This is a genomic window from Acinetobacter sp. P8-3-8, assembly GCF_000214135.1.
GTDB lineage: Bacteria > Pseudomonadota > Gammaproteobacteria > Pseudomonadales > Moraxellaceae > Acinetobacter.
Map to the genome: position 1 here is coordinate 31,819 of NZ_AFIE01000027.1, position 14,279 is coordinate 46,097.

Below are 14,279 nucleotides of genomic sequence, written 5' to 3' on the forward strand. Positions count from 1 at the left end.
TCATAAATTATATAGTCATGCTACCATGAGCACTATCTTTCATGCCACGTAGAAATCATGTCAATTGAAAAATTTAGCGTAGAAAAAGTTTTGTCTGTTCGTCGTTGGACGCATACACTTTTCAGTTTTACCATGACCCGACCTGCACATTTTAAGTTTACCGCAGGGCAGTTTGCACGAATCGGTTTGAAAGTGAATGATGACTTAATTGTACGCGCTTATTCTGTGGTTTCTTCTCCATTTGATGAAACCTTGGAATTCTTTTCAATTGTTGTCCCAGACGGTGCTTTTACTTCGAATTTACAGCACCTTCAAGTGGGAGATGAACTATATTTAGAAAAAATTCCCTACGGTTTCCTCACTTTAGCACGTTATCAATTGCCATTACCGAAAGATTTATGGTTATTGGCAACGGGTACAGGATTGGCGCCTTTTATTTCCATGCTACAAGATTTTGAAACATGGTCTAAATATGAAAAAATTAATTTAGTTTATAGTGTTAGAACAGCATCAGAATTGGCTTATGTCGATCGTATTCAGGAAATTGCCGAAACATTTGGTGAAGGGCATACTGGATTTAAATTTATTCCGATTATTACCCGTGATCCAAATGCAACTTTGCACGATCGTTTACCGCTTTTAATTGAAAATGGTGAATTGGAAAAAGTCGCTGGTCTTACATTTAACCCTGAAACGACCCATGTCATGCTCTGTGGAAATCCACAAATGGTGGATGACACCAAAGCAGCTTTGAAAGCGCGTGGCTTAACTATGAATCGTCGTGGTGAAGGGAATATTGCTGTAGAGAATTATTGGTGAAATCGTTTGTTATTTGAATGATTTATGCGCCATCAAGTCAATTTTAAATAGAAAATCTAAGCTTTATGCTGATATTTGTGCGTTGATTCATCAATGCACAAACATGTCCATAAATTCGCGTAATTCTTGAATTGCTGTGTCGATATCGGTCGTTAACCACGTTGGTTCAAAAAATCCTGCATAATGTTCTAAGCGATCTTGTGGAACAACCAAACGAATAGGGCAGTCTTCTTCAATCAAGCGCCACGGGATGATCGGAACTTCATTATCCAAAAATGGCACTACATTACGAATATCAATAATCATCGCATTGACACAGTCGGGAAGTGGCATAACAGAAAATTCATCTGTACGGCGGCGGAAATATTCTAGGTCGCCCCATTTCACCACGTAACTCGGCTTACTAAATTCAATAATACCAATCAAATGTTCGTCACGAGACGTATGCAAGTAGCATTGATGTGTGACATCAGTGTCTAAATCGAGTGCGACACTTTGTCGTTGATAAGCCATATCTACAATAGCCAAAAAATGGGGTACATATTATAGCTTATTTATCTGTGAAGAACTGCTCAGGGCAAAATTTACTTTCGTTTAAAATATTTTACACAACTCAACAGATTAACTTGCTAATATGAGAATACATCATATGGATGGAGGTAGAAATTATGCGACACGATTTCAGCAAACCATCTCATGTAACCAGTGCAGAAGAAATCACTCAAAAGAAACGCTTACCCGTTTATATGCTTATTCTTGTGGGGTTATTTCTAATCGCGATGCTTCTTTACATGATAGCGCATTGGGTATGATGAAATAAAAACATCAGCCCTATGATAATGAAAAATGATTTATCTCACCAACTCTAGCCATATTCATATTGCTAGAGTTTTTGTTTATGTTTTCGATAGATTTGATAGAACAATTTGAATAATAAAATGATTTTAGTCTTTGATTTTTATTCACTAAAAAAAATTTATAAACGTTAAAAAAGGGTCTATTTTTTTCAAATTTAAATCCATTTAATTTATATGTGATTCATAGTTTAAGCCTAATGCATAGCGTACTTATGATTTATTTTGAATCATATTTGTAGGAGTTATGCAGTAAGAATTGAACAATAAATATGCAAAATATAAAGTGAATGTGTAATCAATCAAAAACAAATCAACATTCTAGGGTCAACCTAGAATGATTGTGAATCTCAACGAAGTATAAATCTCAAGCTTGAGGAATATAAAAATGAATGAAATTTTACAAGCACGGGGGCATTTTGATGCCATGTATTATTGGGATCAATTTCAACCCATACTGGCTGCAGTTGCGATCCTGATTATTGGTTGGATTATTGCTTTAATTATCGCTGCTGGTATCAAAAAAATCCTCGAAAAGCTCGGCACGAATCAGAAATTATCCACGGCTACAGGTCATCGTTCAAATATTGAGAATATTCTATCTCGAATCGTCTTTTGGGTGGTGATGATCATTGCGTTGATAGGTGCATTAAATGTACTGAATTTAACCAGTGTCAGTGGTCCATTTAGCCTGATGATTCAACAGTTCTTATTGTTTATCCCTCAATTATTGGCTGCAGTTGCGATTGGTTTTATTGGTTGGATTGTCGCGAATTTGGTTAGAGTCGGTTTAAAACGGGTTTTAGATCGAACACGATTAGATGAAAAACTCAGTGCTGAAGTTGGTGTGAGTCCAATTACTCAAAATGTTGCGGATATCGTTTATTGGTTGATTCTATTATTATTTTTACCAATCGTCTTATCTATATTGGGTTTGCAAGGTTTATTGCTTCCAATACAAAACATGTTGGGTGAGGCTGTTTCATACTTACCAAATATTTTTATCGCAGGTGTGATCGTCTTTGTTGGTTATATCTTGGCGAAAATCGTACGAGGTATCGTTGAAGGCTTGATTAGCAGTTTGAATTTGCAAGCTCAAATTGAAAAAGTAGGCTTATTCAAAAACTCAAATCAAGGTTTATCTAAGTTTTTAGGCTCTTTTGTTTTCGCAATCGTGATGATTACTTCGCTCATCGTTGCGTTTGAAGCGCTTGGTATCCAAGCGATTTCTCAGCCTGCTACTGCAATGTTGGCTGAGATTATGTATGCCATTCCGCATATTATTGCAGCAGGTTTGATTCTCATCGTTGCCTATGTGGTGTCACGTTTTGTAGGACGTTTGGTTGCTGAAGTTGTTGCAGGGACAGGTGTAGATGAAATTCCTGCGAAATTAGACGTTCAACGGTTCTTAGGTGATACCAAAGTTTCTTGTATGATCGGCTATCTGATCGTTATTTTTACCATGTTATTTGCGGTTTCAGAAGCCGCAAATCGACTTGGGTTTGAACAAGTCAGTAATCTAATCTCAATGTTTATTCACTTTGGTGCGAACATCTTATTAGGTGCTGTAATTCTTGTGATTGGTTTTTGGTTAGCCAATATTGTGGCAAATATAGTGCAACGTGGGGAATATAATAGTTCTCGCTGGTTGGGAAATTTAGTTCGTATCTTGATTATGGGTCTAGTCATTGCGATGGGTTTAAAAGCAATGGGAATTGCAGATTCTATTGTCAATCTTGCATTTGGTTTAACCTTAGGTTCTGTTGCAGTCGCATTTGCCTTGGCCTTTGGCTTAGGTGGACGTCAACCTGCTGAACGAGTTTTAACTGATTTAATTGATAAGGCTAAAAAGGAAGCCAATCAACCGAATCCTTTAAATCAAAAGAATAGCCAATCCTCAGATGCATCGATTGCCGAATCGAATCAAGTGACAGCAGATGCACCTATTATTGAAACGGAGTATCAATCTTTGAATGATACATTGGATAATTCTCATCATCATGATGAAAATGACCCGAAATAACCTTTAATTTTTAAAAAAGATCGATCAGGATATTTGATCGATCTTTTTATTTTATGATCGTTTAGCGAATACATCGTATTGTATAAAACGTAGAGGAGAAAAATAATGTCAAACCAACAACCTACAAACCAGCAGCCGAATAAATTGATTGCGCCAATTGTGATTGCTGGAATTACGATTGGATTTTTAGCCAGTGCGTATAAATTTGTTTTTGCTAAACCCAACAAGCAACGCAGCAAAGCTGCTCAGCAAGCGCAAGAGGATCATCCAAAAGATTCGCAAGACTAAAAATCTGAATTTTATGTTTTTTAAATCTTATATTTTTAAATCTTATACTTTTAGATGTGATTGGAGAATAGCCAAGAAGCTGAATGCCGTGCAGTTTGGCGATTTCACAGTTTCAACAAAACCGCCAAAAGCATTGATTTAAAAAGAATGATTGAAAATAAATGATTTGAAATCAATTCATCAAACATACTCAGATGCGGCGTATGCAGATGCCCATGCCCATTGGAAATTAAAACCACCTAAATGACCTGTCACATCCAAAATTTCACCTATAAAAAATAAACCTTTTTGTTTTTTACTTTCCATGGTTTTTGATGAAACCTCTGTCGTATCAACACCGCCTAACGTGACTTCAGCAGTACGATAACCTTCTGTTCCAGATGGTTTAACTTCAAATTGATGCAATTTATTGGCAATATTTTCAAGCTTTTCATCGCTTAATTGTCCAATCGCTATTTCTGCAAATTCAGTCCAAATTAATTGTTGTAGTTCGAGTACGACACTTTTAGGCAAATGTTCGATCAATAAAGTACGAAGTAAAACTTTAGGTTGAGCTTGTTTTTTTGCTTTGAAAAAAGCCAAAAGATCAACGGATGGTAAGAAGTCTATTTTAAAACTTTGCCCAACATTCCAATAATTCGAGAGTTGTAATGAACTCGGCCCACTTAAACCACGATGTGTAAATAAGAGTGCTTCGGTAAAGCTATTCAGCTCATTGGAAAGAGTGGCTTCAACAGCATTACCACTTAAGCGTGTGGTGACTTCTTTGAATTGATCTGAAAAAGTGAAGGGAACCAGCCCTGCACGTGTTGGGTAAATATGGTGACCAAACTGCTTTGCAATTTTATAGCCAATATCTGAACCACCTAAGGTCGGAATAGATAAACCACCCGAAGCCACAACGACTGATTCAGCTTGGAAATAACCGATATTGGTTGCAACTTGGAAACCTTGTTGATCAACTTGTGTGATTGCTTTGACTTCACAATTGGTTTTTATATCGACTAAATGTGTTTTTTCACATTCATTGAGTAGCATGGCTAAGATTTCTTTCGAGCCTTTTAAGGTGAAAAGCTGACCATGCTTGCGTTCTTCGTATTCAATACCATACTCGCATACCATGCCAATAAAGTCCCAATTGGTATAGCGTGTTAAAGCAGAGATAACAAAGTGCGGATTGTGTGAAATAAAGTTTTCAGGTTCGACATAGAGGTTGGTGAAGTTACATTTGCCACCGCCTGACATGAGAATTTTCTTACCAATTTTATTGGCTTTTTCAACCACCAAAACTTTACGACCACGTGCAGCAGCCTTTGCTGCAAGCATTAAACCTGAAGCACCTGCACCGAGGACAATCACATCGTATTGGTTGGAAGACATGCAAAAACTCATGAAAAGTCAAAGCAGGGGATTATAGACAAATTTGAGTTCATTTTCAGAATTAATCTTGAGTTAATGTATTTAGAAGTAACAATATTCTGAATCCATTCCAATATTTTTAAGGGACTTTTCGACCTTGTAACCCACCTGAATGGATTGCCAAGATTCGGGTATTTTCATCGAAATAGCCTTTGGTAATCAGGTCAAAAATACCGTAGAGCATTTTTCCTGTATAAATCTGTTCCAAGGGAATCTGATGTTTATTTTCAAAGTTTTGAATAAACTGAAATAACTCTGAATTTGTTTTGGCATAACCACCAAAGCAGTAATCATCGATAATTTTCCAATTTCTTTTCAATGTTCGTTGAGCCACTTCTTGTTGTAGAAAATCACCCTTTAATGCTGAGAATCCTAAAATCGTGTTTCGATCTGTACTGGCTTCAATCAACCCTGTGATTGTGCCACCAGTCCCAACAGCACAGCAGATCACATCATAATCTTGTAAATCTGCTTTAGTCAGAATCTCTTGACTGCCTTGGATTGCCAAAGTATTGGTTCCGCCCTCAGGAATGATATAAGCATGCGGATATTTTCCTTTTAATTCAGCTAAAAATTTAGGTGTATCTTTTAGCCTATATATTTCACGTGAAACAAATTGAAGTTGCATGCCCAATTGCTGTGCTGTGAGCAAGGTTGGATTCAGCGCTTTATGAGCTAATTCATCTCCACGAATGATGCCAATACTTTGAAAGCCAAAACGATGTGCGGCATAAGCGGTTGCTGCAATATGATTGGAATACGCACCGCCAAAAGTGATGGTTTGTTTTAAATTTAAACGCTGAGCTTCTAAAAAATTGTATTTGAGCTTAAAAAATTTATTGCCTGAAATTCGCGGATGAATTTGATCCAGACGTTTAACTGCAACTTGTACAGGAAGATCGAGCTTTAGGCTTTGGTTAGAAATCGTTTGAGCAATACGATCGAACATAGAACAATATTGTATTCATGATATTAAATCGTATTGTACTCAAACTCAGTCTTGATATTTAATTATTTCGAGCTTGTATCAACAGAAGCGATTACAGACATCCCTGGTCTTAAAAAGGCGCTTCCTTTTTGATTTGGATCAATCGCAATCCGTACTGAAATACGTTGCACGACTTTAGTGAAGTTACCAGTCGTATTGTCAGGTTTGAGCACACTAAATTCCGCACCTGCAGCAGGAGAGATTTGTTCTACATGCCCTGTAAATTTTTGATGTTTCATCGCATCAACTGTAAAAGACGCTTTCTGTCCAATTTTCATATCAGCAATTTGCGTTTCTTTAAAGTTGGCGATAACCCAAGTTTGTTGCGGGATCAAGTACATTAACTGAGAGCCTGCCGCAACATATTGCCCAACTCGTGGCGTTACTTCACCCAGTTGACCATCCATGGGTGCCGAAATCACGCTGTAATCTTTCGTTGTCACCGCTTGGTCAAATTGTGCTTTGGCATTGGTCACTTGGGCTTTTAAGCCTGATTCTGCAACTTGTGCAGTTTTAAGTGCTTCTTGTGCGACCAATACATTTGCTTCAGCTTGTTTAAGTAGCGCCAAATTATTTTTTGCATCTGCCGCAGCTTTGTCTTGCTCGGTTTTAGAAGCAGCGCCTGTATTACCCAATTGTTGATAACGATTCAATTGCGCATTGGCAAGCTCATAAGAGGCACGAGCCTGATCCACTTTGGCTTGAGCTGCAACAATGTCTGCTTTGCGTTGTTGAATGGCTTGGGTTTGGTTGGCTAAGGTCGTATCTGCCTGCTCTACACCTGATTGAGCTTGGGTGATTTTTTGATCATAGGTCGTGGTGTCGATATGCATGAGCGCTTGACCTTTTTTGACATGATCAAAATCGGTGACTAGTACATCTTTAACATAGCCATTAATTTGAGAGGAAAGAACAGTCGTTTTACCTTTGATATAACTGTTATCCGTAGATTCAATAGCATTATCAAATGGGCCTATTCTCCAAGCCCACAAGATCAAGGTAATTCCCAGTAATAAGACAAAAAACATCAGTACCAAGGTCCGTTTGGTCGTTGGAATCAATTTACTCGACGGCGGAGCAGCAGCAGGTGTTACTGTAGCTTGAGGCTGTTGAGGCTGTTGAGGCGGTGTATTTGATGTTTGTTCTGATGGGTTTTGATCTTGCGACATAGTGAATCTCAAATTGAAAACATATAATGAAAACCAAGCACTTTATTGAGTAATAACATCTCTTTAGCTTAACTGCTATTGATCATTTGTTGCTGTTTTTTCAATTGATACTTATTCCAAAGCATATTAAAAACTCCCCAAATGAATAATACAATTGCAAATATGCCATTGAGGGCGATGACATCCTTATAAGCACGAACTTGAGCTTCACGCGTAACCACTTGGTTTAGATTTCGAACAGCTTGATTCTGTTCCAGACTTTGATCCAAAGTATATTTGCCTGCGCTTTTTTGGTAGGTTGCTATACGTTGCTCTACGGTAGGATCTGTACGTGGTAAATCACTGATGATTTCAACACTATAATTTTGTGTACGAATTTTCTGATAAGTTGAGAAAAATGAATTTCCGACCAATCCCCCAAAACTTTGGGTTGCAGAAAACAGAACCACAAAAGTAACCATATGCGTTGGGCCTTTTTGTAAGGCACGGATCATTCCTGTAAGCAGTAATGGACCAATAAACATACCACTGGCAAATCCAACCAGAAACTGGCTACGGTAAAAATTTTCTGGACGTACATCACTAGTGAGATGGTAATCCAGCGCACAAGCAATCAAAATAAGCACGACAGCGCCGATTAAATGCAAAACAGCTCGTTCTCTTTTAAATGTTAATGCACTAAAAATAGTTCCAGAAACAATACCGAGTGCGATCACCATATAAAACGTAACGAACTGGTCAGGCCCCATTCCCATGGCTTTGAGAAAATTGACCGCGGCATAACTCTGTTCAGACATGAGTATGCGAATGGTTAAAGCACCAAAGATGAATTTAAGCATCGTTGATGAACCTAACCAGCGGGTAATAATCAGTGGGTTTACACGAAAATGTTCATAGGTTAAGCCAATGACGATTAAACTAAATCCAGCAATTAAGGCATAACCTAACCATTTTTCTTGAAACCACCACAGAATAGGCCCTTGCGTCAGGACAATACACAGTAATGCAAAACCCGGTGCGAGAAGGAGGAATGTGAAAAAATCTTGTTTTTCAAAAACTTCTATTCGCATACTTCGTGGAAGTTTGACCGAAACCACCATTGCCAAACAACACAAAGCCAAACCCAGTTCAAAGGTATAAAGAACAGTCCAATCATTCACATTGACAATGTAAGGTGAGATGATCCACGCTACAGGAATCCCCAATTGTTGAAAACCGAGTGCGAGATAAAGCCCTCGCCCAAAGTTCTCACGTTTAAACGCTTGCATGATGTAGTACATACCTAGTGAGCTTAAAGGTGCTGCCACCCAGCCACTAATGATGCGTACCAACAGTGCCATGTGAAAATTATGCACAAAGATATGTAAGACAAGGACAAAGATAAAAAGAACTAAGCCAATTTCTGAAAAAAGCCGTAATCCATACTGTTGTCGTGCTTTAAAAAGCAGCAAATTCGAACTGATATTTGCCATGACATAAGCAGCAGGAATTAATGCACCTTCTGCTGGTGTGAGCGCATATTCGCCTTGAATTAAAGGCAGATTGGCTGTGATAAAGCCATTACTCAAACTACCTGAAATAGCGATAAATAAACCGATAAAAAAATAAATCAGTTTCTTAGGAAGTGGATGTGCAATTGCAGCAGGTGAACCCGGTAAAGTTGGACGTTCTTCAGGTGTCCAGTCAGGCGTGGGTTCTAATAGACGTGGTGTTTTCTCCATTTCTATACCTACTATGCTTTCATACCATTTATTAATAAATCTACAGCGCGTTTTGCCAGTTTGATCTGCTCTTCATCATTCATACCTTGAAAAGATGCTCTGAGAATCCCCGTGATGAGAGAGTAATCCTTGGTTGTTAAATCTGGACGGCAAATATTATGCGCAATCGCTTTATCAATTAAAGGCTGTAAAATTTGGTCACGCCGTTGGTAAATATTAATCAAAGCAGGATCATCGTGATCAATGACTCTCCAATACTCCATCAGCGCTGTTAAATAAGGCAAATTATCGACATGATTTTGAACGAGTTGCAACATACCATCTGGGTATTGGACATAGTTCTTTGCTCGTTCTTCCATACGAGTCAAACCTTGCTCCATTAATGCAATCACCAACTCTCGACGATCTTGAAAATTTCGATAAAAAGTCGCTCGTCCTACACCTGCTTCATCAATGATCAATTGTAAAGGTGCACGAATACCTTGCTCACGAAATATTTTCAGCGCAGCTGAAAGTAAATCTTCACGGTTCTGTGCAGCTTGTTGTTGACGTTTAAGCATGGGAGAGGAGGGATGAGAAGTCGATAGATATATTTAACGGACATTTTTGTCCGATGTAAAATGCTTCGCTGTTTATTTTTGTAATTTAAAAAAAGAAACAGTCCGAATCTATATAAAATGAACATCCATCTAAAAATACATATTGTGGATGATGGATAGCAAAAACAAGACTGACTTTAAGCAGTATATGATTGATAAAAATGGGAAAATTTGTGGATTTGTTTAGGAAGTTTTTATATTTATACTTTTCAATCAACCTCATACTGTTAAGTGGTTGTAATCCACCAGATCATGCAGAAACCCAACACAATAAAAGCAGTGCTCAGTTACAACAACAATTTGAGCAATGGAAAGCACAGCAAAATCCAAAATTACTTGCTGAATATTATCAATTTATCTCACAATATTTAAAGCATCCTCCGAGTCTAATTGAGTTAACAACAACACGGAACTATATGCCTGAGCGATGCTATTCCAAACGGTTTGCCATTCCACCTCAGCGTTATTGGAAAAATGTCGTAAATAGTTTGCAGTTAGTGGAAAAATTGAATCGTAATGAATTTTTTAAAAAATATACCATTACCGCAATTTATCGTTCTCCTGAGTTAAATAAATGTATACATGGTGCCGAGAAAAGTAAGCATTTATATAATTTTGCAGTGGATTTTTATGTACTTGATCCTAAAGAAACAAATGAAAGTGATCGCAAAATATTGCTGAAAAAAATGTGTCAATTTTGGAAAGTTGAAGGTAAGCATTTTAAAATGGGGTTAGGCGTTTACGGTCATAATCGTTTTCATATTGATACGCAAGCTTATCGAACATGGGGTAAAGATTATCAATCTACAAGTTCAGCATGTTTGAAAATTTAAAGTAACCTGAGTTCGAGATAAGATATGTTCCCAACTATTTGATACGCGGAAACGTCAGTCGCATTGTTCGAGGCCGGGCTACATCTGTAATATACTGTTTTTGTGATCTATTTGGTACTTGATGATATTTGTCGAGTTGGCGACTGACAAATGGTTTTGCCCTTGCGTGGCAGTGCCACTCATCCCGAAAGCCTTGCGAGGTAGCACCTCTCAGGTCGAACCGAAGGTTAATCCTTGCATTTGACTTTTAAACGGTAAGACTCCGTTGTGTCTGATCTATCTTTTCAATAACTTACATCAAAATTTATCCCGAACTGACGTTAAAGTAGAATTTAAAAACTAAGCTGTGCAAAAAAGAGCTGTATTTTTATACAAAAATGATATGCTGAATAGATAAAAATAAGGAAAGAGGATATGTGATGAATAAGCTATCCATCGGTTTGAGTATAGTGTTGGCTGTGTTTTTAGTGGGATGTGAAAAGAAAGCACCAACCAACCCAGCAAAAACAGAAGTCCGTTCGATTCATATCGCAGGGATGCCTGTTTATGAAAAAGATTATCGCCTAAGTACGCGCGAAAATGTTATTGAGACTGAGCGCTAGATTTTTCTTTATGAATCAATAAAAAGAGCATCAAATCAGATGCTCTTTTGTTTATTTCTCATGTTTTTAGATCTAAGAATTTAAACGAGTACGATATATTTTCCGTTAGAAATCAAAATAAAATATTTAAAAGTTTGATCAAATGAGGTCAATTTGCCAATTTGATGCGAAAATTTCTAAGTTACATTGATGCAATTGAGCGGTGACTTCATCATAGTGTTTTTGTAGATCATTCATCGTGATGGTATGAATCCATGACGCATCTTGCTTATACAGGTGGTAGTCTTCGTTAATCTTATCAATGGCTTGTTGTATGATTCTTTGCTGTTTGAGGAGAGCTTTTCGATCTGCAAGTACATTTAAAACTTTACGTCCATGAATGGTTTTTGTTACGGCATTGGTAGCTGCGATACGATTGGTCAGCTCATAAATTTCTCTATTCACTGAAAACGCTTCACGGATCAAAATATGAGGTGCATCGTTGAGTTTTGCATCTGATTTGATCAATAAATTATTATTGATCCTTTGCTGCAAAGCATCTCGTTTCGTGATCAACTCACCACGAAGTAAAAGTGCTTCAGCGATGGTCATATTTTTAGATGATTTCTTTAGATTCATTACATTTATTTTTAAGTTGTAATTAATTGTTGGGCTAGTTTATGCTTTTTTTATTTTAAATGAAAGTATCCGTCGTCTGATTCAATGGCTTTTTATATAAATCTTTGAAAATTATTTTATTATTTGAATTTATTCATTTTTTTAATGCCTATTGTTTATCACGAGTCGTTATTTCATGAAGGACCGTTATTGTCAGTAAGAATTGAGCAGGTCAGGAGTGAAATGAAGTGTATCGTATGACCATTTTCAATGAATATTTATATTTTAAAAAATACTTTTAGGGTAAAATCTGCCTTGCTAAAAATCTATCTGAGTGGCGCATTGTGGAATCGTTAATTGTTTTAGGCTCAATTGCTTTAGCCCTCATGTTGGGTGCGATTAGTCCTGGGCCTACGTTTATTTATGTAGCGAAAAACTCTATTGCGATTTCACGTCAACATGGTTTATTCACCGCTTTGGGGACAGGGACAGGGGCTGCTTTGTTTGGACTTTTAGCAGTCATGGGACTACAAGCGATTTTATTGGCAGTACCATCTGCTTATTTAGCTTTGAAAATCTGTGGTGGTTTATATTTACTTTGGCTGGCGTATAAAATTATTAAACATGCCAAAGAGCCGATGCAACAGATGGATGGCGCAGCGCAAGTGATGAGTTTTGCGCATGCTTATCGTTTGGGTTTAATCACTCAATTGAGTAATCCGAAAATAGCCATCATTTTAGCCAGTGTTTTTACAGCACTTTTACCGAAAGAAATTCCAACTTATTATTATTTTGTTTTACCTGTTTTATGTTTTTTTATTGATGCAGGGTGGTATTCATTGGTGGCTGTAGCACTTTCAGCGGAAGGCCCTCGTAGGGTTTATTTAAAATCTAAAAAAATATTTGACCGTGTTGCAGGTGGGGTAATGACTGTACTTGGGTTGAAGTTAATTTTTGGGATGAAGTAAAAGTTTTACTTCATCCGCTTGCAGAACAATGTTTCACATTCTAAACAGGAGTGGAGAATTGCATTATAAATCAATCTTTAAAATGTACAGGAATCCACTGATAGCTTTTTCCATCCGCTGAATAAATATGCCCAATTCCCGGAAAAGGAAGATGTGGCGCAGCAATAGTTTGCCCATTCTTTGCATAATCAGCAAATTGCTTTAAGCGCGTTTCAACGGCTTTATTCGGGTCAATATCGTAATCAATGGCTGTTTTCGGTTGATCAAACTGAACTGTATGTGAATGCACAATATCTCCAATAAAAACCACATCTTCATCAGAGGTTTTAAGCATATAGCTGAAATGACCAGGGGTGTGTCCTGCGGTGCTGATCACTTCAAATCCATCAATTTTGTCACCAAGTTTAAAGGTCTTAAATCGTTGCTTTGCCTGATATGGAGCAAGTGCTGCTTTAATTTTTGCCACAGTACCAGTGTAATTCGCTTGCTTATCTTTTGAGATTTTTTGCAGTTGTTTTGGGTCTAGCCAATAATCAGCTTCATTTTCAGAAACATAAATTGTGGCATTTGGATAATTCGCAACACTATTTTTACTGACGCCACACGAATGATCAGGATGTAAATGCGTTAATAAAATGGTATCGACTTGTTCAGGGTGGTATCCCGCAGCTTTTAAATTCTTCATCACAGAACCTAAATGCGCTCCAAAGCAATCCGCAGTACCACTGTCAACTAAAATCAAAGATTGTCCTGTATTGACCAAGAAAGCATTCACTGAGGTTTGTACACCTTTGGCTTGGTCTGCATGGTACTTTTTAAGAATTTTATGTACCTGATCTTGAGGCGTGTTTTGAAATAAAGTCGGGGATATAAAGTTTGTTCCATCCAGTAAAGCGGTGATTTGAGTATTTCCGACTTGATGTTGATAGAAGCCTGCGACTTGTTTCTGTTGTTCGATGATAGGTAGCATTTTATTGGTTTCTGCCACAGTTGAAAATGAATTGAGTAGTGCGATTGAGGTTGTAAAAGTTAGAATAGATTTTTTCATAAGGGTTCAAAGAAAATTATTGTTGAGTGTTTTTTAACATGAATTGGATAATATTTTGGGTTTTTATTGATAAAAAGAATTGGAGTAAAATGGGAGATTTTTTATAGAAGGTATGAGTTAGAAATATGAGGTTAATATTCTTGATTAGTATTAAAAAAATAAATAGGAGTACTATTTGAGCATAGGCAGATTATAAATGCATATATTAAGATTTCAATTTTAATCTTGGATTCAAATATTTCAAAATCATCTGTAGGATTTTTTAAAACATGACCATGTACAATAGAATGTCTATCTTTTAAGAATTCATCCAGAAACTCTTCAAATAGTCCTTTAATCTTTTTTTGATTA

General features: G+C 37.2%; 15 protein-coding genes and 1 pseudogene. 7 read left to right on the plus strand and 9 right to left on the minus strand.

Features of this window, described 5'->3' with window-relative positions; translation table 11 throughout:
- Window positions 1-57: 57 nt before the first annotated feature.
- Window positions 58-819 (plus strand): ferredoxin--NADP reductase, encoded by a 762-nt coding sequence (locus tag GGG_RS0111840; protein WP_010115132.1) that lies wholly within the window; start codon window positions 58-60, stop codon window positions 817-819.
- Between the two features lie 90 nt (window positions 820-909).
- Here GGG_RS0111840 and GGG_RS0111845 read toward each other — a convergent pair whose 3' ends face one another.
- The gene (locus GGG_RS0111845; RefSeq protein ID WP_010115134.1) at window positions 910-1,332 is read right to left on the minus strand and encodes a hypothetical protein; all 423 of its coding nucleotides are present in this window, start codon (window positions 1,330-1,332) and stop codon (window positions 910-912) included.
- A 155-nt stretch (window positions 1,333-1,487) separates the two neighbouring features.
- Between GGG_RS0111845 and GGG_RS21570 the strand changes: the two are divergent.
- The 3 genes and pseudogenes from GGG_RS21570 to GGG_RS0111860 form a co-directional block, all read left to right on the plus strand.
- A pseudogene (locus tag GGG_RS21570) lies at window positions 1,488-1,619 on the plus strand (hypothetical protein); the annotation flags it as partial.
- 442 nt (window positions 1,620-2,061) lie between these two features.
- On the plus strand, window positions 2,062-3,696 hold the full coding sequence (locus tag GGG_RS0111855) for a mechanosensitive ion channel (RefSeq protein ID WP_010115136.1): 1,635 nt from the start codon (window positions 2,062-2,064) through the stop codon (window positions 3,694-3,696).
- A 105-nt stretch (window positions 3,697-3,801) separates the two neighbouring features.
- Window positions 3,802-3,984: a hypothetical protein gene (locus tag GGG_RS0111860; protein ID WP_010115137.1), complete on the plus strand. Its 183-nt coding sequence runs from the start codon at window positions 3,802-3,804 to the stop codon at window positions 3,982-3,984.
- Window positions 3,985-4,164: 180 nt separating this feature from the next.
- Here the strand turns inward: GGG_RS0111860 and GGG_RS0111870 are convergent, their stop codons facing one another.
- The 5 genes from GGG_RS0111870 to GGG_RS0111890 all read right to left on the minus strand — a co-directional run bounded on the left by GGG_RS0111870 (window position 4,165) and on the right by GGG_RS0111890 (window position 9,841).
- Entirely contained in the window at window positions 4,165-5,364 is a 1,200-nt protein-coding gene (locus tag GGG_RS0111870; RefSeq protein ID WP_010115138.1) for an NAD(P)/FAD-dependent oxidoreductase, read from the minus strand.
- A gap of 118 nt (window positions 5,365-5,482) precedes the next feature.
- Complete coding sequence (locus tag GGG_RS0111875) at window positions 5,483-6,352, minus strand: 1-aminocyclopropane-1-carboxylate deaminase/D-cysteine desulfhydrase (RefSeq protein ID WP_010115139.1); 870 nt, start codon at window positions 6,350-6,352, stop codon at window positions 5,483-5,485.
- Between the two features lie 62 nt (window positions 6,353-6,414).
- Entirely contained in the window at window positions 6,415-7,560 is a 1,146-nt protein-coding gene (locus GGG_RS0111880; RefSeq protein ID WP_010115141.1) for an HlyD family secretion protein, read from the minus strand.
- 68 nt (window positions 7,561-7,628) lie between these two features.
- A complete protein-coding gene (locus tag GGG_RS0111885; RefSeq protein ID WP_010115143.1) occupies window positions 7,629-9,281 on the minus strand; it encodes an MFS transporter in 1,653 nt (550 codons plus the stop codon).
- A gap of 11 nt (window positions 9,282-9,292) precedes the next feature.
- A complete protein-coding gene (locus tag GGG_RS0111890) occupies window positions 9,293-9,841 on the minus strand; it encodes a TetR/AcrR family transcriptional regulator (protein WP_010115145.1) in 549 nt (182 codons plus the stop codon).
- A gap of 200 nt (window positions 9,842-10,041) precedes the next feature.
- Between GGG_RS0111890 and GGG_RS0111895 the strand changes: the two genes are divergently transcribed.
- Both GGG_RS0111895 and GGG_RS0111900 read left to right on the plus strand, forming a co-directional pair.
- Window positions 10,042-10,713, plus strand: a complete 672-nt coding sequence (locus GGG_RS0111895) for a D-Ala-D-Ala carboxypeptidase family metallohydrolase (protein WP_010115147.1) — start codon at window positions 10,042-10,044, stop codon at window positions 10,711-10,713.
- Window positions 10,714-11,132: 419 nt separating this feature from the next.
- Window positions 11,133-11,315 (plus strand): NF038215 family lipoprotein, encoded by a 183-nt coding sequence (locus GGG_RS0111900; RefSeq protein WP_010115149.1) that lies wholly within the window; start codon window positions 11,133-11,135, stop codon window positions 11,313-11,315.
- 138 nt (window positions 11,316-11,453) lie between these two features.
- On the opposite strand, the gene GGG_RS0111905 is transcribed toward GGG_RS0111900, so the two are convergent.
- Entirely contained in the window at window positions 11,454-11,933 is a 480-nt protein-coding gene (locus GGG_RS0111905) for a DIP1984 family protein (protein WP_227500498.1), read from the minus strand.
- 320 nt (window positions 11,934-12,253) lie between these two features.
- Here GGG_RS0111905 and GGG_RS0111910 point away from each other — a divergent pair, with 320 nt between their 5' ends.
- On the plus strand, window positions 12,254-12,880 hold the full coding sequence (locus tag GGG_RS0111910) for a LysE family translocator (RefSeq protein WP_171057696.1): 627 nt from the start codon (window positions 12,254-12,256) through the stop codon (window positions 12,878-12,880).
- A 70-nt stretch (window positions 12,881-12,950) separates the two neighbouring features.
- Here GGG_RS0111910 and GGG_RS0111915 read toward each other — a convergent pair whose 3' ends face one another.
- Window positions 12,951-13,928: an MBL fold metallo-hydrolase gene (locus GGG_RS0111915; protein ID WP_010115154.1), complete on the minus strand. Its 978-nt coding sequence runs from the start codon at window positions 13,926-13,928 to the stop codon at window positions 12,951-12,953.
- 131 nt (window positions 13,929-14,059) lie between these two features.
- Window positions 14,060-14,279 (minus strand): hypothetical protein (locus GGG_RS21035; RefSeq protein ID WP_010115155.1); only part of this gene is annotated, 220 nt, incomplete at its 5' end.